The organism is Adlercreutzia sp. ZJ138, from assembly GCF_011038935.1.
Classification (GTDB): domain Bacteria; phylum Actinomycetota; class Coriobacteriia; order Coriobacteriales; family Eggerthellaceae; genus ZJ141.
In genome coordinates, this window is the sequence record NZ_JAAKEA010000007.1 from 33,848 (window position 1) to 55,601 (window position 21,754).

Consider the following 21,754-nt stretch of genomic DNA (forward strand, 5'->3'; position numbering starts at 1 on the left):
GAACGATGATAGCAAGGGAAACGAACAAAAAAAGAAACACCACCTTTGAGCGCGTGCTCTCGATAGTGCTCTCTCTTTTACTAGTCCTAACCTGCCTCGGCCCAACCGGCACCGCCGCCATAGCCAGCGAGCTAACGAGAGAGGCTTCGAGTCAGACTGACGTAATGTTCAATGGTTACCAGAACCGGGACTTGGAAATTTACAATTATTTGCACTATACAAACGCTAATGGCGAAATTACGAACAGTAGTGGAAGCTACTGCATTACGGGGGAAAACACTCTCTCAGAGCGCAACATCATCATCGGCAACCATGCTGTAGCGGGGAATAATAAAACCAACCCATTGGATGCGGATATCCCCATTTCTCTGAGATCTCTCAATATGGCCGGCACTATGACTATCAAGCCGGTAGGTCCAAACAACGATAAGACGACGGTTATCACTGTTGATGTTGCCTCTTCTTTGGGTGCGCTGGTGGTAGGAGATAATGCCAAGCTAGAAATAATCCTTGCTGAAAATCTAGCGATAGGAAGCATTACTCTGGGTCAGAATAGTGCGCTTACGATAACAGATGCTAATACTGGTGCCGGTACGCTCACTGTTTCTGGAGACTTTGCAAGTCAGGGAACGGTAAACCTTAATGGTGGAACCGTAACGGCAAACAAGGGTATTTCTGCTAAGAGCCTGTCATTGAACGGCGTGACAGTGGATGCGAATAATCAGGCGGTCACTGCAACCGATGCGCTTTCTATGGCGAATGGCCGAGTGAATAATGCGTCGCTGTTTGGTTATACGGGTACAGATACAAACACTCAGAAAACACTCACGCTCAGTGGAAGCAATGCATTCTCCAACGTCACGGCGGTAGGGTGTGAAGCAGACAGTGCCTTGAAGGTTTCGATTGATGGAATCGGCACTATTGCTTCTAGCGACAATACTACGTATTACAATGACTACGCGATCACTTATATGTCCGATGATGCGACTGTTGAACCGCTAGAAAGCTGGTCGGTTGCTTATCGTGCCAAACTCAGTTCTGCGAGTTCTACCGACTTTACTGACGCAACGATTCAAGGCTATCACACTCGTACTGCCTATACGCCAGACACAACTGTTCCTCTTCCAGGGGATTCCCCGAAACCTGGATATAACCTTAAAGGCTGGAAGTTAAGCGATTCCGAAAACCCCGTAAAAGCAATTACTGCTGTAAATGGCAAAATCACCTTGTTGGCAGTGTTGGAACCAGGCGCAGTTGCCGTAAAGATGGACCTTGGTTTCGGTCCAACTTCTTACACAAATGACAAGGATGCTGATGGAAATCTTCCCGAACGACAGAAAACGATAGTCTCCAAGCTCGATGAATTGATTACTCTCCCTGTTCCTTCTCGCTTTGGCTATCAGTTCAAAGGATGGAAGATAACCAGTGGTTCTGGCGAAAAGGTTCTTTCTTACACTGGTGGGACGGAAATATCCTACAAGGTAGTGATGGCGGATTGTAAGCTTGAAAATGAACAGTCCGTCGTTACTATGGAGGCTCAGTGGGAGGCTGACAAGTTTGATCTCACCCTATTCTTGGGCTCGAGTGTAGAGAATGAGGGTAATCTTAAGATTTCAGTTGATGGTGGGACAACTTATATAACGCTTGAGGAGTTAAACAATACTCCAAGCGTAACTGTGGCTGATCGAAAGATTACGTTTGGCAGTAAAATAACCTATGGCCAGAGTATTAGCGCATACTTAAAAGAATTTTTCAAAGACTTGCCTGAAGGCACTCTCCCTGTTTTGCAGGACACGACTCCAGACGGCAAAGCGCAAACCTTTAGCGGTTGGTCGAGCGCTACGGGTGCTATCAATGATGCAACCACTCTTTGCTACGGCGAAGGGGGTATGCTCACACCGGGCGGAAAGAAGCTGACAGAGTATCAAGAAGACTTGCGTAAGAACAATCCTGCGATTAACGCTGTTTGGGGTGTGATGAGCTACGGTTTGACGCTGCCAGATGCTATGCCAGAGGGATGGAGTCTGACCTATACCGGTTCAGATGGTGCCATGAAAACCATCGGTGAAAAGAGTCAAACAGGTGGCACTATCCAAGTGCAGCAAGGCAGCACGGTAACACTTACTACGAAAGTGGCGAGCGCCCAGAATTTCAGCTTATGGGATTTTAAATCGAGTGCCTCGACCGAACATGGCAACAAGATCCTTCCGGAGGAACAGGGGCACAACTCCGGTAATTCAGAGTTTCTCTACACGTTCGCTATGCCTGCGGCCAAAGTAACGGCAAAATATGGCAAGGGACAGGAGATCTGGGTAGACATCGCCAAAAGCCCCATTACGTTCGAAGAGAACGTGAATCACAACAGTCGTACTGTCAATGGTTTCTGGTATGCCGACCTCATTGATGGCATGACGCCGCTGTCTCGGGATGAGAGCAAAATGTTATCCGGCACAAAGGAGGATGGAACTACCGCCCTTTCTGAAGGCGCCTATTTCTATCAGTGGAATTTCACGGACAAGTTTTGTGTTACTAGTAAAAATAAAGCCACCAAAAACCAGTTGACGTTGGTAAATACCCTAACAAACGGCGTGTATTTTAAAGATGTAAACCTTGAAATGCGCGATGTCTATGTGAACAATGCCAACGGAAGCCTGATCGACAACGTGGACTGCGAGAGTTCCATTAAGACACATACTGACTATACCTCTGAAAAAGTCGAGGCAGGTCTCAAGAATGTTAATCTAGCAGATTACGCTAACATTGTCGTCAATAACACCAACAGGAAAACCTACGCCACCACCTTGTATTTCAAGGGAGCAAATAACACGGTCGGTGCGATCATGCAGGATAAATTCCGGGCGAACATTGACTACATTAATTCTCTGAAACTACAAGGCATCGAGAATGGCACCGTTAAGCTTGGTACCGCCTTCGGTAACTTCGAGTATACGGTGTTTGATATCTCGGTAAAGGAATATACCAAGGAGAACAAGCCGAACGACTTCAAATATCTGTTTTACTTTGCCAATCAAACGGGCGGTGTGGTTAATAACGCCGTTATCAAGGCACCAAGTAAGAACGTGCATGCGGGTTGTCTGACAGACGCGGGCAAGGCGGTTTCCTTTACAAACTCTACGGTAGAGCTTTTTAGTCTCTGTGTTGGCCGGACGGTCAAAGTGATCAACTCTTATATGCGCATACATGAAAATGTACGGCTGGGCAGCATCCCGATTCGCCTTGAAAAAGGCGGCAAAGTAGTCATCGATGGTAATCTGGAGATGAACTTCCACCACTGGGCTGACTCAGATACATCTGAGAAAAAAGGCATAACGGATGAGTCGCAGGATAATTTGCTTATTGTCAAGGGAACCTTCTGCGATATTTCCAACCGCACCTGGCAAGCCGGAACCCTGATCTGCAACACGCTGGTTCTCGGTCGTGTCGGTGGCATCAAGGGTGGCACGGTCATTGCCAACCAGATCACCAACCAGGCTGTGGGCTTCTGGAAGTACGATCCAAACAATCATGAATATAGCTATGATCCGGTCGGGAACAATCAGACACAGAGATCGCAAAGCAATTCTGACAACTACCCCTTTACTGTATACCACCACAAAAGTGAGCAGCCGAATACTTATACTTTCAGCGGAGGCAAAATCTACCTGCTGGGACACTATAAGGCAAATAACAAAGTATACGATTCCACGGTGAAGGCAACAGATAGTGACAACCCAGTTGCACACTTTATGAATCCGCTTTTCGATGCCAAGGGCGACCTGGTGGAAAGCCCAACTGTGAATATCGATGCTGTGAAGGACGCAGTAAAAACCAGCAGTCTGAAGAACAACGAGTGCATCGTCCTAGGCAACAGCAACGATTACTACAGCCAAAGGCGTTCCGTTGACATCTCCGGAGCTGAGATTTACGCTGCGGGCAATATCACCTTCTATAACGACACTACCGTTTCCGGGGGAACCATCACCTGCAACGGATCCTTTGGCAGCAAGGGCGACCTGACGGTCACCGGCGGCAGCATTACCGCCACCACAGTGGGCAACGCCTACAATCTTAAAACAACCTTAAAGGATAAGACCATCCGCTGGAAGCGTACCGACATCCAGGGCGGCACGGTGACGGCGGACAGGATCGGCGCATTTGAAAAACGGGTGTCTGATGCGGAAGGGCCCACAGAGATGAATCGGCCGAAGGGCACCGTCACCATCGGGGAGAATGCCACTATCGTGGATACACCAAAAATCTACCACGACGTGTACATCAACTATATCTTCGATTCGGCGCTGTTCAACAATAACGGAACGCCCGCGAACCAGAATACACTGCGCTTTGAAACCACCTGGAAACAGGAGGAAACCTTTGCAGCGCAGACATGGACAAATAATTCCTTGAGTTTTACTGCTCCTCATGTCCTTGACACAAGCGGCGGAAACGGAAGCTGGACTTGGGACAGTTTGACCGGCAAGCAGGTGGATTCAATATCCGGTTCGGGCATACCGCAAAACGGCAGCAGTGCGCTTGATGGAGAAAAAAGCGCATACGATCGAATCCAGATGAAATTGTACGCCGTCAAAGGCAGCTACGACCTGATTTTCAAGGCGGGCGCTTCCCAGATTACGAACATTACCTGCGACGGTGAAGCGATAACGAAAACGGAGGATGCAGGCGAAACACCCACCGCAACTGTCACTGCCGGAAAAATAGTGGTGCTGACATTTGCGGATTCGACTATGGCGAAGGATTATTCCGTCTTCTGGTACATCGACGGCAGCGGGTTCATTCACAGTGTCCTGCCCGATCGAAGTGTCAATGGTCAAATCAGCTTCACCATGCCCAATTCCGACGTGGAGATCTTTGCCGCGAATGAAGTGGAACTGGATTTGGATAAAGCTTCCTATACCCTCTTGGAGGACGGCTTTCGTACCGAGGCCAACGCAGAGCCTGAGCGAACGGATTCCACCTTCCACTACCTAGGCAATCTGGTGATCCATCAGGGATCCATAAAAGAGGATATGCAATATCAAGATATAGATACTGTTGTCAATGCGGGTAATAATGCCCTCGCGTCGGAACAGTTGATTGCGCCCAGGAAGTCCAATAATGACATAATTCAAACCACTAATAGAATTCTGGTAGATGACGCCTTTGACAACAGCGCAGGTGGAAGAACGGTAACCCTGCGCCGGATTTACCAGAACGGAACCCCCACTTCTCGCGGCATCGAGCTGGAAGTAGGGGCAAAAGTCAAGTTTCTGGTGGATGGAGCCATACGAACCTGTCGCATATATGTTCCTCAGGGTTCCGACTTCGCGGTCAAAGGGAAAAATAACGACAGGAATATGGATGCGATCTATCCGATCTACAATGGAGATGCGCTGATCGGCCACGACATTGCTGCCATTGGCAATTTTACTGGTAAGGCGGGCAATATCACCCTGCAGGACCTGACCATTCTCGGCAGACAACAGGGTTTGCTTGGAGCGTTGGGGTACAGCAAAGAATCAAGCGATAATACCGTACAGTACATAAACTGCAGATATAAATCGTCGCAGGTAGGAACAGGAAATCGCGGCTGGTATAACCGTAGCTATTTTGCCTATAATGCCGGAACCGTGATCTTTGACGGATGCGAAATAACCCTCAAGATATCGAGAGACTGGCCGGGATCCTTCTGTGACCAAAGCAAGAACGTCACCATAAAAGGCGATTCAAAGATCACCGTCATGGATAACGGTGCCACCGAAACAGATCCAGCCCGCCCTTTCTATTTGAGGATCAAGAATAGCCTGGTCATAGATAACGCCACCCTGGATCTGTCCCTTCGCGTGCCGGATGATAGCAGAACCTATCGGGTGTATCAGGGTGCGGGAAGTCTTCCGCAGGAAGTAAAGCTCACAAACAACGCGACCCTGGTTCTGGAGCAGCACGCCCGTCTGAATAAGCTGGTAATTGGTGACAGTACCAAGTCCGACGACACAAGCACGGTCAAGGCCGGGCAGACAGGAACCGGCTACCTGTTGTGTGAGGACATTCAGGTGAACGACAGCGCGACGCTGGAGGCGGGCGGGATTATCGTCTCCGGCTTCTACAATGGCGAAAATGAATTCCAAATCCAAACAGAAGGCCAGTTCCGGAATGCCATGGCTGCCGAAAAATACATTTACGACGGGAAGAACTGCCCCGGCCTGGTGGTCAACGGCGGCACGGTAACAGCCAAGGAATACATCACCGGTGACGTGAACGGCAAGATCACCGTTAAGGACGGTACCGTCAATGCCCCGGCTATCGGAACTACCGGCAAACTCTACGGTTACACGCAGTATGTACCCAGGAAAGGTGAGGAATACATCTACACCTACGAAAGGATCCCTGTAGGCGCTACGGTCAACATCACGGGCGGCACGGTCAATGTGGCTCGTCCAGCAGGCGCCACCGAAGGTGATGTGGTTCCATATCTCGGTGGCATTCGTACGGGCATCAACGTCAGTGGCGGCACGGTAAACTTGGGCGAGGGTGCTGTTCTTGGTATCACAAAAGAACAACAGACAGCTCTTGAGACTGAGGCAAGTACACATGGAACTTCGGCTGCCGATTACAGCGGAACGCTAAAGGTAACCGGTGGCGCGATCAATGAATTAAGCGCATCTGAAAAGGGCGGCTCCATACTCATGCCTTACGGCATAATAAACGTTTCTGGCGCCAGCACCGCCATTCAGGCGCACAACATGATAGCCCACTGTGGTGACATAACCATCGACGGGGCTACTGGGGCAACGTGCAACAATACATATATCGGCGATGACAGGGTGCATGATAAAGTTGCCGTGAACGTGGTCAATCAGCTGTCTGCCAAGAACCTTACTATCCAGAATGGCTCAGTAGTCTATGCCGCTTACGCGTGTGCCAATGTGCCAAAGGGTGAGTCGGGCAGAATTGAAGTTGCAAATGCTGACGGCAATCGTGCCTATCTCTATACCACCGATGCTTATGGTGCTATCGGCGAGGGCGAATGCAACTCCAGCTACATTGATACTGCGAATGACCCGTTAGGGCTTAAGAAAAACGTGTACGGCACGAAAATGGTAGACGTTCACTACGTCGTTCAGCCAGAAGATGTCCTGCTTCAAGACGATGTGGATAAAGTAAGCAATCCCAATCTTGACCAGGCATCAGGTTTACCTTATTACACGGTCGTTGCAAGCGGCGCAAGCGATGAAGATAAATACTACTACACCAAAGACGCTTCCTGCAGTGGTTACAAGTTCCTTGGTTGGTATGAGTATGATCCTCAAACACAGAAGTTTAAGAACGATACAGAAGTTGACAAAATCGACAAAACCAATTCCAGTACCATTTATCTGGGAGCCAAGTGGGAGAAGGTTAAGGTTGAGTTCGAGCTTCAAATCGAAGTAGAAGAAAGCGAGTACGATTCTGCGACCATGAATCTTGTTAAAGAGGGGACGGACGGCAAGAATCTGTATCGCTTCAATCAGAAGGCTTCTGTTGCCTACGGTGACCCGATTCTTTCAGCCCAGGGCGTTCTTTTGCAGAACTATACCACCAACACGCTTGGTGTTCTGGAAGTCTCTTATGACAACCGTGTCATTCAGCATACCGATACCGATATAGTAACGCCGGAAATGGCGGATGCTTATGTAACTGGCGGGAATACGTCGCTGGTTCTGAAAGTCACGAGCACCCAAGTAGAGAAGATTAAGGTTACACTGGATCAGAACAAGAAAGATAAGGGTCGCCCGAAAGATGCGATATTCAATTTGTCGTTAGAGAAAGACCTGACTGGCGGTAACACGTCTAATCAGGTAGCCGTCTACGAGCCCATCACGAGTACACTGGGCGACATCGAGCAATTCGCGGTTTCGGGTGAGCCAGATGGCGGGGATGGTCTGATCAATCCGACTGCGCCAGGCTATACTTTTGGTGGTTGGTACACGGATAAGGGGTGTACTGAGGGAACGAAAGTTAATTCCACGACAACACTCAAGGTTTTGCATGACAATCAGACTACTACGCTGTATGCCAAGTGGACACCGAACACCTATGTGGTGCAGTTCAGTGCAAAAACGCTTGAAGAAAGCCAGCTTTCTGATGACGAACCCCGTTGGGTGACGGCAGATATTACTGCTCCGGACGCTAATCAAGATCCCAAGCATGAGCTGAACTATACCTGGGTGTACGATACTTTGCCGAATAAAGACAGCATAACACTGCTTGGCGGTGGCCCTGAAAATATCGAGGCACTTCCTGTTGCATGGCGCGAAGGGTATGTCTTTAAGGGTTGGTTCTATCATAGCGAGAAGAATGGCAAGGATTGCGAAGTCACCAGTGAAAGCGAGCTGGATCAGTTAATTATTGACAAGCTTGATGTTACTAAGAAATATGTCGAAGGCTCCAACACAGAGCCTGCGTTGACGTTGTATGCGTCCTATAGCCCGGTGGAGGTCACGTATGATCTGAATGGCGGTGTGTGGAAGGGCTCTGGGTTCGTAGACAACAAACATAAGCCGAAATATGGGGATCCACTTGCGGGGTACTCTGTGGATGGTTCAGGCTCAACCAACTATGACAAGCTTGGCGTGGCGCAAAGCGCTGACGGCACTACGTATTCTGTGCACAGTACAACGAGTGGTTACTTCAAAAATAATAGCGATTTCGTGACCAACGACTATCGCAAAACACTCGCGCGAAAGGGTTACACCTTCAACGGCTGGAAAGAAGAAGGCGACAAAACCTCTCCTACCGTCCACTATGGGTGCGCTCCCCGTTTTAACAATCTCAACTTGGTGGCAGACTGGACGCCGAACACCTATACTCTAAACCTTCACGTCAAAGACGAGAATTACAAAAAAGCGGATGGTACTACCGATGGGTACGAGTCTGCATTTAATACACCTAATCCTAGCAATGCGGCTATTAGTAATGTCACGGTGGGCGAAGCCATTGGTCCTGATAGTACTTGGCCAGATAAGACACAGTGGCATGCCCATAACCCGAGCGTCACGAACATTACAGATGATACTAAGCGTTTCATGCTTGGCGCGACCTTCGCAGCGCTCGATCCAGGCGACAGCACGAAAACTAGCGAAAACAGTATTTATCTTAAGTATGCAAGTGCAGTCACTAACATGTTGAATAGTGGCACTATGTTCGACAAGGGTGACATATTCTTCCTTCCTGATGATGAAAAGTATCGCAAGGATGTAGAAGGTGCTACGGCAAGCAAAAATCTTACGAACTTCACGGTGCCTGACTATCCTACGGGCAGTGAAATTGATTTGTATAGTGTATACCGTGAACGCTCCTTGGTGTTCATCGAAGAATACGTGGACGGTAATGGTGTAACTCAGAGCAAGGTTATGTATTCTTCTCCCTGGAACACATACGAGGACTATCCTTACGACGAATTAGAATCGGGTTATAAGAGGGATCCGAGAAGCAGCTATTCAAAGCTAACCGCTTCAGATGGTGGTTATGCTTTAGCAGGCTGGTATGTGGATTCCACTATCGTTGATTCAGCACGGGAGTACACAAATAATAATTACACTAACAACATTGATACGTGGAAAACAAACCAAAGTGCTAACAACAAGTACGATATCAACGTCTATACCGCCTATGTTGCCCAGCAGAGTATCAAGCAGGAACTGAATGCGAACTCTAATCCCGCCAGCATCGGAGTATCTACCGCATCTTATACCTTACCTGGCAGTATGCAAGAAGGCGAACTGAGCTATATGCTTACCAATCCGGCTAGCTCGGAAAGCTCGAGCACTTTGAAGCTGGTTAGTAAGGAGGATATGGAGGAGCACCAATACGATGTGAATTGGACAGATGCCAGCAACGCTCCGCATACAGCAAACGACACGGTTGCCATTACGCTGAAACTGGAAAAGGGCGGCACTTCCTATGAGGTTGATTTGGCGAGAGGTGGGCCATACAAGCTCGGACAAAGGACTGGGTCTGGCAGTTCTGAGTATCAGCATATCGGAAAGGGCTGGAATATCACTCTGACGTTGCATCATTCCAAGGTAATGACCCAAGAATCACAATACACTTTCGATATCTCGTATGCTTTTACAAAAGGTGATCCAAATACACTGGCGCAACAGAAGTTGACGGACAAGGTCACGGTGAAATTGACACCTTCCCTCTACAACGTGGAATATCAAGCAAATCTGCCAGAGGCAAAGAATAAACTGAAGTTGATTCAGCCTCAGACTAACCATGTCTTTACGCAGGCAACGGATGCTAATGCATATTCCTGCACAGAAAATCAAGCATATGGTTCAAGTCTGTTATCAAAGGAAGACACTTTGTCGCTGGAGGGCTATGATCTGAAAGAACACACACTAGAAAGTGATACGCAGACGACAATATGGAGCTACGGAGATAGCGATTCCGGTGGATCTAGCACGGCGTCCTCGATAAAGATTCTGTCGCTGGAGGATGTTTTTGGTTCAGATAGCACGGCGAAGAAGAAAGAACTAAAAGACGGTAAAGTTACGGTGCAGGCCGACTATGTAGCTAAGGAATACAAGCTCAAGAAAGATAACACCCTGCCAAATAACGCATGGACCGTTGCTTACAGTGCAGGTGCAAATGACGCAGTGGCTCCAACGGTGGCATTCGAGAATAATGCCTCTGAAGCCCAGGTGAATTATCACTCCCAAGTTACTTTTACTCCGAACGCCAATCAGCCAGCGGAGTACATCACGCTAACGTATGCCGAAAACGAGAAGGGGGACGCGAAAGCGCATCGTCTGGATACGTGTGCCGCAGAGCAGAACGGCAGCTATGTCTTTACTATGCCAGCAAGTGAAGTGACTATCAGCTATAGCAACACGATGGATCTTTACCTGGATAACGGTACCATCGAGTTGTTCCCAGACGGATTCAAGCAAGTGGCGAATCAAGCTTACGGTACCGAAATGGTCACTTGGCCAGGTAACTATCGAATTCTGCAAGACGCGAACGATAACGCAGATTCCCATTCGACTAACAATGTGCTCAAGTTGAACGGAGATCTGCTGAATCGTAAGGATATCCCGGTGCAATCAGGGAGCCAGGATGCGAACGAGCCACGTACGATTACCCTTGGTAACCTGAACATTGCGAGCAGCGATTCCATTGAGCTGATAAACAAAGATGCAAGCGGACAAATTGTTTCTACCAAGGTGAATCTGACGCAAGAAGGCAACATCAAAGCAAAGAACATCCTCGTTCCCGCAGGTACGAACCTAACGTTGACGGGGGGTTATAATGCAAGCGATGCCTCGCAAAACAAGACCATCAAGCTTGCGCCGGTGCCAAACCGAGCTGCAATTGGTACCACGAGCGATAATCCTGCAAACGGCGCTATCACCTTGGAGAAGGTCGATGTGTCGATGGATTTGAATGCTCCGTCGATTTCTTCGGGTATCGGATCTGGGAATCAAGTGTCTCCCGGAGAAACAAACTCGTACGGCAATGTGTCAATAGCAAACAGCCGAATAACTGTGAAGGAAGCAACGAGCGCGAGTGGGCAATACAAAGGTGCGTGGATTGGTGGTACCAGCGTACCTAGTGTGACTATGGATAATACGCAGCTTTGTCAAGATGCCACCAGCAGCAACCATGGTGCGCGTGCAATAGATGGCGTTGCGGTAACGCTGCAGAATTGCCCAAGCATTGGCACGAGTGATAATCCGATAAAAGAGCCAATTCATGCACAAAAGAGTCTAGAGTTTATCAACTGTAAGGTCTATCAGGAATACCAGAGCCAGCTGACCGATAGAGCTATGATTGGTACTGATGGGTGCACAACTACCGTTTCGAATACAACGTTGCAGGCAAGTTTTACGGGTAATGGTTCGACTAAAGAATTGTTTACAGGTCAGATGGTGATCCAAGATGCCGTCTCTGATGTAACAATCAATGGTGTCCAAGTGGTCGAGGTAGGTAATGGCAGTATCGCTATTAATGCAGAGGGCGTAACGCAAACCCCCATTGCTGTTGGTGGTGCAACACAAGATGCAGTAACGCATAATCATGCAGGCTTGAGCTACCTGCTGCTGGAGGAAAAGCAACTTCCTGATACACCTCCGTCTTTAACGGTGACCAGCCTTGGCGAGGACAAGACGATCACGGTGCAGCAACCGGCGCAACCCGTGGGTAGCACGTCGAAAAACGTGACCGTGGGGACGCTGACCATCAACGATGATGCGAAGGTGGTTTTGGATGGCAACCTTAAGGTGACTGGTGCGACTACGGTTGCGGCGGGCCAGACGCTCACCGTTGAGAACGCGAATACAGACGCCGCAGCCAACTATGGCGTGACGTATGAGGCGGGTCTGACTGGTGAAGGCAACTATGAACAAACAGGTGGCAAGCTTACTGGCAATGCCGATGTGGTGGTCAAGGGCAATATGACCTTGAACAATGTGACGGCAAACTGCGGAACCAAAAACTTAGGCAGCAATGGTGGCAGCGCTGCGACTACGGGAGCCGACGGTGCAATTACTCCAAGCACTGCTTCCACGGTTACCATTAATGGCGGTAACGTTACGGCGGCCACCATCGGTGCGTGTGGAGCTCAGAACAGCACTTTCACGTTTGTGAAGACGGAAAGCAACCCGCAGATTACTGGCAACTTGGTGCAGGACCATTACCGTGTCGCCTACGACACGGGCAGCTTGGACCTCGACTTGAACGGACTACCCACTGTGCTGCGTACTCAAACTGATGGTGCAGCCGAGCCCGTTGATCCTCCTAATGGTATACCGGCAGACCCGACGGGTGATGACAAGGATAAATTCAATTGCTGGTATATTTCAAACGAGGATGGCACGACGCGTCTTGGCTTGCTCGATACTGAGGCCGTGCCGAGCGGATTGTATGGTAAGACGAAGCTCTCGGCGAATACCGCATCCCAGGACATGAGTGCCGCTGATTCTGATGGCACAAAGACGCTCACCGTGCATGCTTGGGTGAACCCGACAGGGACGGCGCTTATCAAGAGCGGCAGGGTGTTTACGAGCTTCAAAAGCGGCTACACGGACAAACAAGTTTCGGTTTCGCAACGCGGCGCATGGACGGCACAGCTGGTAAGCGATGGCGCAAATGTAACTGGGCGCGACTATCAGGTTACGTTTGAAAAGCCCCTGCCTGCTGGCACCGATCTTACCCTCACGGTGCTTGCCGAGGAAAATACTGATCCCAATACCAAGGCTGCACCAAACGCGTATTACCACTACTTGGTTCCTTCTGGCGGCACGACAACCGTTAAGTTCTCGGACTTCACCAAGATGGGAACCACAGAGACAACCCCGCCTGTGCTTACTGACCGCGCGTTAGGGAAAAGTGAAAAATTCCTGCTCAGTGCCGACTTCGGTGAGCTTGGTTCGAATGCTAGCCCGGCGGGCGGTTCGGTAACCTTCTCGCTGATTCCGGCTGAGAACGCTGATCCATATAAGATGGGTGACCCAGTGAGCTACACGGTAACCTCGGTGACCCCTGGCGCGATTACGGCAATCGATACCTCCGTTACGGTGAATACTGCGCCTGCGGGTGAAGAACGTCTCAAGGGTTCGAAGGTGTATTTGGTCGGTACATTGAGCAAGACGGGTGACACTGCGGGTACTTCAGCGTTCGCGGTTCCCTTCGATGCGACAGCAACCCTGAATTCTGCGGGCACCGATATCAAAGGCACTTGGGTAAATGGCAATACCGTGGCGTTCGAGCTAGGTACTTATGAAAGCGTTGCGGCAGGAAGTCACTCCTTCTCCTTCGTCGGACTGCCCGAAGGCTCATACAACATCACATGGAAACTCTGCGCAGGCAAAGCGCAAAGTGCAACGGATGCAGGATCTGGCGCGCCGGGCGGAGCAGGTGCGGGAACCAACACGCCGGGTGCGGCAGCTGGTGCGACACACACAACGCTCAATATAATGCGCGACGTGTGCAGCAACGAAGTCCAGAGCGCCCTTACCGTGCCTACCGCCGCACAGCCAATGCTTAAGGTGACTTATCCGCAGCAGAGCAGTCGTGTATTGGATTCGACGAATCCGGATCATTTGGTGGCATTCGACTGCACCACAAACGCCGGTTCCACAATTACTGTGACTGTGGAAAAGCAAAGCACCCTTCTGGGGAATTTCCAGGCGATCGAAGGCTCGTCTTCGCAAACTATATCGCCGACCACAGTGTCATCTGGTTCTGCAGGCGATCCTCAGCTGGCCACCGCCACAGCCAACGTTGCAATCCCTGCCGCCAAAGGAACCTATCGCGTGCGATTCTCCATCACCGGCACCAGCAAAAACGACGACGACGTATTCTACACGTTCATCGTGCGTTAGTGGTAAGCAGGCGGCCTCTCAACCAGGGGTCGCCTGTTTCGTACGGTAGGAAATTCAGCATTATTGCTTATTAAAGAAGCTACAAATTGCGGAATAGATTGAAATAAAGACTAGCAAAATTGTAAAATATCCAGCAGTAAAGATTAGCAAAATTGCACACTTCCTGATACCTGCAAATACTCTTCTAGATTGACGAGGTAGCAACGTGTTTCAAAGGAAAGCCTACAATCAGCTTGAGCGTTGGGCAGACAGGCTGGGTCAGACGGCTCTCCTTGTTACTGGTGCGCGGCAAATCGGCAAGAGCTACTTGATCGAACATCTCGGTCGGCAGCGATTTCAGTCTGTTGCGGAAGTCAATCTTGTTCTCAATAAAGATGCGAAGCGTGTTCTCTCGGATGTTTCGAGTGTTGAAGATTTTATTGTGCGGTTGTCGTTGCTTTCGGATGCCGAACTCATTGCAGGCAAAACGTTGGTATTTATAGATGAGATTCAAGAGCTTCCCGATCTTATGACCTTGGTAAAGGCACTCGTTCAGGACGGTCGCTTCTGCTATGCGTTTTCTGGTTCGATGCTTGGTACCGAGTTGCGGCATGTGTGTTCATATCCGGTGGGATTCGTAACGGAAGTAACCATGTACCCCATGGATTTCGAAGAGTTCTGCTGGGCAAACGGCCTGAAGCCAGATGTGTTGGGTGTGGTAGGCGAGTGCTGCGCTGCGCTTACGCCTGTGCCCGACTACCTGCACGAATCGCTCCTTAGCTACTTTCGCACGTACATGGTGGTGGGCGGCATGCCTGCAGCTGTGCAGGCGTTTGTGGATGACGGTGGCAACATGCGGTCGGTGAGAACGGTGCAAAGCGAGCTTGTCGTGTCTTACGTTCACGATATTACAAAATACGCGAAAAACGCAGCTCCGAATGTGCGCGCTATTTTTGAGCAGCTTCCCGTGCAGCTTGATGCGAAATCTCAGCGTTTCCGCTTGAATTCATTGGATTCTAAGGCCCGCTACGACAAGCTTAGTCTCGATTTCAATTGGCTTGTATCAGCTCATGTTGGGCTTAAGTGTAATGTGGTACGCAATCCGAAAAGCCCGCTTAAGGCAACGGAGGATTCAGGCAACTTTAAACTGTACGAGTCGGATACGGGCATGCTGGCAAGTCGTTACGACATTTCAGTTGCACGCGCACTCTACACTGATGATCGTACGGTTAACCTGGGCTTTATGTTTGAAAACGTTTTTGCTCAAGCGCTCGTATCGTGTGGTTGCTCTCTGTACTATTACATGAATCGCAAGCGCGGCGAAGTTGATTTCCTTGTTGAGGGTGCCCGTGGGGAAGTAGTTCCTATTGAAATCAAGTCTGGCCGTTCTCCCCGGGCTCACGAAGCACTGAATAAGTTGCTGGCTACGGATGATTACGATATCAAGCGTGGTTTTGTGTTCTCGCGTCTTAATGTAGAGGTTCGTGACAAGGTGGTGTATCTGCCGTGGTATGCAGCCCTTTGCCTTCCCGAAGCGCTTGGATTGAGAAAAGGTGTCGACACTGAAGATTCGTTTACCATCACGCTACCCAAGCTCGGTTAAACGCTCGACAAAGTAAAACCCTTTCCCTTATGGTTGTAATCGCAACCATTTCGGGGGTCTGCTACACACGCAGCTGTTGGCGCAAGGCTGTTTGTAAGGTCTGCGAGAAATTGACACCATGTTCGACAGCCAAAGCATTCAGCCATGCGGGAAGCGTTACGGTGCGGTTCACTGCTCGAGACGATAGGGCCTGCCGCACTGAGGGCATATATGCGTCAATGAGTACGGTGCGCTCATTCGATTCGACGGTTAATTGGCTTAAAGGTGTGGGAACTGGTATTTCTTCTCCGTCTTCTTCTAATCCGAACAGTACACAGCCCAAAAGTTCGCGTGCGGATAGCAGCGCGTCATTGTCATCTACACCGCTTGTTGCTACTCCTAAATCAGGGAACTCTACCGCGATTTCCTGCCCCTGTTCGTAAGTAAAAATTGCTGGATAGAAGTACCGGTCGGCTTTTTTCATGTATGATCCTTTCGAGGGAGGGTTACTCGAATCGCAGCCCCGACTGCGTCTCGATGCTCTTTAGCGTCTTTGGTGGTATGTCTTTTGTTGGATGCTTCACTGCGACTCGTCCGTGTTTTGTCGGATGTTTAAATTGGTGGTGGCTTCCAACTACTGCGACCTCGTACCACCCATCAGCCTTGAGCTGTGCGATGATCTCTCGTGACGAATAGCTTTTCAACCCTATCTCTCCTGCAAATCAGTATAACGAATAGAATAACAAGTGTATATAACACATAGAAGAATATTTGTTATTGTCGTACCTTCAAGGTATTCCCCGCTACGGCTAAGCTGCAAAGGGGGTCGTAATCCTGTTGTAAGTTCAGTTTCATTGAAGCTTTTTACAGTGCCACTACTCCGTATTCGAATCGACGTGCTGGCGGCATGAGGTCTTGTGGTTGGCAATGCAGCGCTTTGGCGAGTTTCCGCACGTTGTCAAACGACGCCCGCGAGATGTCTTTCGAGCCCTGTTCATATTGCTGTATTGCGCGAATTCCCACGCCAGAGCGTTGTGCCAGTTGCGATTGGGAAAGCCCCATAAGGGTGCGCTGGCGTTTCAGCCCCTGCGGGTAACTGCTGGCGGCGATAATTTCATCGGCTGCTTCTCGGAAACGGTCTTCGGATTGCTCATGATATGTTCTGTACATGTTGAACACGGTGCTAATGGGAAGGTGACGATTAATTTCCGCAAAGGTAAGGCTTGTGCTCCATTGATAGAAAGCAAGAATCCAGCCGCACCAATACGAGGGCGAAAGGTTGAAGCTGTCACTGACCGAAAGGGTGTTCGGGTCATCGGGAAAGGCGAGGCCTCCCTGCTCGCAGACTTCGTTTGCCAACTCAAGCCCCGATTTCCCCACAATGGTAAAGGGTGATCCCTTGGCGATTTCGCGCGCGACGGTGCTTGACACGAAAACATGCCAGAATTCGGCCAGACTGACATTCGGGGCTGCCGCGGCACAATCAGCCATTTCGCCGAGGTTTTCCATTGCGTCCATAAGGTAGCTTTCAGCGTAGGCGGGCATAAGTATCCTCCCAGTTCAGGCGCATAAGATCACTGATGTAAAGACTATCTGTGTCGGACTCGGTAGAGAACGCGGCGGAGCCCCGGGGTGCTTCTTCGAGCATTGTCGCGAAATCGGCACGTGCCTTGTTTTCGCGCTCTACCTGCAAAGGCCAGTAGATTGAAGCTTCTGCTGGTTCGCAGCCTATATATCGTAAGGCGGCGAAGGCACGTTCGCTCTTCATCATGTACTGTGTGCCCAGCTGACCTAAGCGCATGGCGGCTGATAATTGACCGAAGGTGATTTCGTTTCGCAGAAAGGCGCGGGCGAAGCCAAAGTAGGAATCGTCTGCACGGTAGCCGGTTACTACATCGGCAGTGGAAAGATCAACAGCGAAGTTTGCTTTCAGCCATTGGGCACCCCGCTGCATGGTAGGTGTGCTGAGTCGCACCAAGCGATTATCCAGCAGCACTTCGAGCCAGTTTAGAAGGGTGAATTCTGGTTTGTTTAAGTCAACAATCGTAAGTCCGCTCAAGGGCAGCTCATAGCAGCTGACGAACCCATTGGTTCCTTTTTGACAAGCCCATTCTTTGGCCATTTCCGCGGTGGGAGTGCAATAGAAGCCTCGACCATAATCATTATGAGGGCGGCACCGCTCTATACAAGGATGACGCACCGCGCTTGTGGAACCGTGATAGAGAAGTAGCGCACTCATGAACCCTCCAAACACTATGACTCTGTAGAGTTATAGTATACCAGAAGGGAAGCAAACTGGAATTAAGGGGAATTAAGGGGAGTCAGCTGGAATCAAGGGGCACAAGAGCACACAAGAACGCCCCTGCGCGGGTGACAGGGGCGTTTTTACGAGCTTGGATTGTTGGAGCGTTAGACCGTTAGGATGTTAGGTCGTTAAAGCGTTAGAGTGCGGAGCACACGCTTTTTGAGGTGACGCCGTCGAGTGCGCCGATTTTGCCCGACAGTGCCGAAATAACGTCGTGCGGCGCGTCAAGGGCGATCATGATCACGTTCATGTTGTGTTCGCGGTAGGGAATGCCCATGCGGCCAATAATGTAGTCGCGGTACTCATGCAGCAGCTCGTTGAGCTGGTTGACCGACTCGGTGTTCTTGACGATGATCGATATTGCAGCAACCCTGGTGTCCATGGCAGCCTCCTTTGGCTTCGGTTCCACTTGCCTTATTGTATCGTGTCGCCGCCCCGCCGGGGGCGACGGATTAGCTTCGTCGCCGGTTGGGTGACGGAGCAGGGTGACAAAGTGTCAAGAAAGGCTGCGGCAGCAAGACACGAAGGGTAACCTGCTGCCGCCGTGTATCGGGTCGCGTAACCCTTTGGCGCACGCCGTGCCGTTGCCTGCCGTGCCGCCGTGCCCGCTGCCGCGTCTCGCTGTGTCACGCCTGCTGCCGTTTCCCTTACAAGTCCGCGAGCAGCGTTTCTGCTTCAGGGAGCGGTTGTAAGCTCCGCTTCAGCACGCCGGTCATGTACGCGAGCGCCATGCCGTAGTTGATAAGCGGCACGCCTTCGCTTCGTGCCGCATCGGTGCGTGCCTTCATCTGTGCGTCGCTGATCATGCAGCCGCCGCAGTGAACGACAAGTGATACGCCGGCAAGCGAATCGGGGAAATGCGCACCCGATGTGAACTCAAACGTCGGGTTGCTTCCAGTACATTCCCGAATCATGCGCGGTATCTTCACTGTTCCAATGTCTTCGCACTGGCGGTGGTGCGTGCACGCTTCCGATACGAGCACGCGGTCGCCGTCGCGCAGCCCGGCAAGTGCGCGCGCGCCATCTGTAAACGACGACAGGTCGCCCCGGTAGCGTGCCATGAGGATGGAAAACGACGTGAGTGGCACATCGTCCGGAACAATGCGTGCCACCTGCTCAAACGCTTGCGAATCGGTAACCACAAGGCGCGGCGGTTGGCGAAGCGACGTAAGCGCACCTGCCAGCTGCGAGGGTTGGCACACGAGCGCCTGGGTGTGTGAGTCAAGCACGTCGCGCAGCACCATTTGCTGGGGAAGAATAATCCGGCCCTTCGGCGCCGACGAGTCAATAGGCACAACCAGCACCACCGTATCACCTTCCTGAATAAGGTCGGCAATCAGGCGCTTCTGCTTCTCCCTTGTGCGGGCGCTGCGAGCTATCGTTTCTTTCAGCTCGTTGATGCCTTCGCCTGTGACGGCGCTTACGAGCACGTCGCCTTCGCGGCGTTGCATGCGCTGCCGCTCGCTTGGTGACAGCAAATCAGCCTTGTTCCATGCTCGCACGAGCGGAATGCCGCGCTCGCGCACGGCTTGTGCCAACTCGCGATCGGCTGCTTCCTCGCCGCGCGCGGTGTCGATTACCAGCACGGCAATATCGCATGTGGCAAGCGCTTGCTTCGCCTTGCGCACACGCAGTTGGCCAAGCTCGCCCGCGTCGTCGATGCCAGGGGCGTCAACAATCACCACGGGCCCTAAAGGCAAAAGCTCCATGGTCTTGCGCACTGGGTCGGTGGTGGTGCCAGGTGTGCCTGACACGATGGATAGGTCTTGCGAGGTGACGGCGTTAACGACGCTCGACTTGCCGGCGTTGCAGATGCCGAAAAAGCCAATGGTCGCTCGCTCGCTCGCGGGGGTATCGTTCAGTCCCATTGCAGGCCTCCTTGCTTGGTCGCGGGACGGGTGTGGGGCGGTACGGCGCGTGCGCGTGGCAGGCGCACGCGGTGGGCGCCGCTGCGGTGTGGGTGTACGTGGTGGGCGCGTCACGAGCAGCAACATGCGCGCCCGTAGTGCACGCTGCGCTAGAAGCGGAAGTCGCGCAGCGAGGTTTCCTTAATGTCTCGAATGCGGGCCTCACAAATGCTGCGGGTCTTCTCGTTCGTGATCTTATCAAGCTCACGCTCGATAATGGCTTCACCTGCCCGTTTGGTTTCGGGTGTGGCGTAGTCGGTCAGATACTCTTGCAGCGTCATGAGCGCGTTGGGATGGCAGTAGTTCAGTATTTCGCCGCTTTTGCAGAAGCTCATGAAGCGGTCGCCGGTGCGCCCCGCGCGGTAGCATGCCGTGCAGAAGCTGGGTATGTGGTCACACGAAATAAGCCAGCTGATCACGTCATCTAAGGTGCGCTGGTCCGACACGTCAAACTGCTCGGTGTCGTGCGGGCGGGCTTCTTCGGTATAGCCACCTACGCTTGTGCGGCTGCCACCCGATATCTGCGATATGCCGTAACGCAGCGCGCGTTCGCGCACGACTTCGCTTTCGCGGGTGGAAATGATCATGCCTGTGTAGGGCACGGCAACGCGGATGCACGCGATAATTTTCTCGAACATGTCGTCGGGCACGCCGTTATCGAAGTCGTCGGGGTTGATGTCACTTGCAGGCTTCAAGCGCGGCACGCTGATGGTGTGCGGACCCACGCCATGAACGGCTTCCAGGTGTTCGGCGTGCATGAGTAGGCCGACGAACTCGTACAAGTAGTTGTCCAGGCCGAACAGCACGCCTAATCCTACGTCGTCGATGCCGCCTTCCATGGCGCGGTCCATGGCTTCGGTGTGCCACGCGTAGTTGTGCTTGGGGCCTGTGGGATGAAGTCGCTCGTAGTTTTCGCGGTTGTAGGTTTCTTGGAAGAGAATGTAGGTGCCAATTTCGGCCTCTTTGAGCCGACGGTAGTCGTCAACCGTGGTTGCGGCGATGTTCACGTTCACGCGGCGGATGGCGCCGTTACGGTGCTTGATGGAATAGATGGTTTCCATGCTTTCCAGAATGTAGTCAAGCGGGTTGTTCTTCGGGTCTTCACCCGCTTCGATAGCCAAGCGCTTGTGTCCCATATCCTGCAGCGCTATAACTTCGGCGCGGATTTCGTCCTGCGTGAGCTTGCGGCGGGGAATTTGCTTGTTCTTGGCGTGATACGGGCAGTACAAGCAGCCGTTCACGCAGTAGTTCGACAGGTACAGCGGCGCGAACAGCACGATGCGGTTGCCGTAGTAGGCCAGCTTAATGTCGTGCGCGAGCTGCTTGATGGCGGCGTTGACCTTTGGGTCGTCGCAGGCCATAAGCACTGCGGCTTCGCGGTGGGTGATAACCGAGCAGTGGTCGCGCGCGGGATGCAGGTTCGGGCGGGCTTTCTCCAGAATGCGCTCGATGAGCTCGAGATCGTTTTTGTGCTGTTGTGCGTACTCAAGCGTGTCGAGAATTTCCTGATGATTGATGAATTCGTCGGCGTGAGGCGATTTCGGGTCATACGTGCAGGTAGTCATGAGGTCCTTCTTTCTCGTTGGCACCGCTCGGCGGTGGTTTGGTGGCGGTT

General features: G+C 51.4%; 9 protein-coding genes. 2 read left to right on the forward strand and 7 right to left on the reverse strand.

The features are described 5' to 3' along the window. The first annotated feature begins 5 nt into the window (after positions 1-5). Positions 6-14,366 carry an InlB B-repeat-containing protein gene (locus G7Y43_RS04480; RefSeq protein WP_165044523.1) on the forward strand — a complete coding sequence of 4,787 codons (14,361 nt, stop codon included), beginning with the start codon at positions 6-8 and terminating at the stop codon, positions 14,364-14,366. Between the two features lie 205 nt (positions 14,367-14,571). Then, positions 14,572-15,948, forward strand: coding sequence for an ATP-binding protein (locus tag G7Y43_RS04485; protein WP_165044525.1), 1,377 nt, complete (start codon positions 14,572-14,574; stop codon positions 15,946-15,948). Positions 15,949-16,009: 61 nt separating this feature from the next. Here G7Y43_RS04485 and G7Y43_RS04490 read toward each other — a convergent pair whose 3' ends face one another. From G7Y43_RS04490 to hydG, 7 genes are all read right to left on the reverse strand, one after another. Next, entirely contained in the window at positions 16,010-16,411 is a 402-nt protein-coding gene (locus G7Y43_RS04490) for a type II toxin-antitoxin system HicB family antitoxin (RefSeq protein ID WP_165044527.1), read from the reverse strand. Positions 16,412-16,433: 22 nt separating this feature from the next. Continuing rightward, entirely contained in the window at positions 16,434-16,631 is a 198-nt protein-coding gene (locus tag G7Y43_RS04495) for a type II toxin-antitoxin system HicA family toxin (protein ID WP_165044529.1), read from the reverse strand. A 160-nt stretch (positions 16,632-16,791) separates the two neighbouring features. Beyond that, the gene (locus G7Y43_RS04500; protein WP_165044531.1) at positions 16,792-17,472 is read right to left on the reverse strand and encodes a helix-turn-helix domain-containing protein; all 681 of its coding nucleotides are present in this window, start codon (positions 17,470-17,472) and stop codon (positions 16,792-16,794) included. Then, positions 17,456-18,166: a DUF3990 domain-containing protein gene (locus G7Y43_RS04505; RefSeq protein ID WP_165044533.1), complete on the reverse strand. Its 711-nt coding sequence runs from the start codon at positions 18,164-18,166 to the stop codon at positions 17,456-17,458. Before G7Y43_RS04505 ends, G7Y43_RS04500 begins: the two co-directional genes overlap by 17 nt. Before the next feature lie 202 nt (positions 18,167-18,368). After that, on the reverse strand, positions 18,369-18,614 hold the full coding sequence (locus G7Y43_RS04510; RefSeq protein WP_165044535.1) for a TM1266 family iron-only hydrogenase system putative regulator: 246 nt from the start codon (positions 18,612-18,614) through the stop codon (positions 18,369-18,371). A gap of 265 nt (positions 18,615-18,879) precedes the next feature. Next, the gene (gene hydF, locus G7Y43_RS04515) at positions 18,880-20,100 is read right to left on the reverse strand and encodes a [FeFe] hydrogenase H-cluster maturation GTPase HydF (protein WP_165044537.1); all 1,221 of its coding nucleotides are present in this window, start codon (positions 20,098-20,100) and stop codon (positions 18,880-18,882) included. A 149-nt stretch (positions 20,101-20,249) separates the two neighbouring features. Beyond that, entirely contained in the window at positions 20,250-21,704 is a 1,455-nt protein-coding gene (gene hydG, locus G7Y43_RS04520; protein WP_165044539.1) for a [FeFe] hydrogenase H-cluster radical SAM maturase HydG, read from the reverse strand. Between the last annotated feature and the right edge of the window lie 50 nt (positions 21,705-21,754).

Bases quoted from the DNA above. Each gene is read 5' to 3' on its own strand.
- G7Y43_RS04480 (WP_165044523.1), top strand. From the start codon at position 6: ATGATAGCAAGGGAAACGAACAAAAAAAGAAACACCACCTTTGAGCGC.
- G7Y43_RS04490 (WP_165044527.1), bottom strand. From the start codon at position 16,411: ATGAAAAAAGCCGACCGGTACTTCTATCCAGCAATTTTTACTTACGAA.
- G7Y43_RS04500 (WP_165044531.1), bottom strand. From the start codon at position 17,472: ATGCCCGCCTACGCTGAAAGCTACCTTATGGACGCAATGGAAAACCTC.
- G7Y43_RS04505 (WP_165044533.1), bottom strand. From the start codon at position 18,166: ATGAGTGCGCTACTTCTCTATCACGGTTCCACAAGCGCGGTGCGTCAT.
- G7Y43_RS04510 (WP_165044535.1), bottom strand. From the start codon at position 18,614: ATGGACACCAGGGTTGCTGCAATATCGATCATCGTCAAGAACACCGAG.
- hydF (WP_165044537.1), bottom strand. From the start codon at position 20,100: ATGGGACTGAACGATACCCCCGCGAGCGAGCGAGCGACCATTGGCTTT.
- hydG (WP_165044539.1), bottom strand. From the start codon at position 21,704: ATGACTACCTGCACGTATGACCCGAAATCGCCTCACGCCGACGAATTC.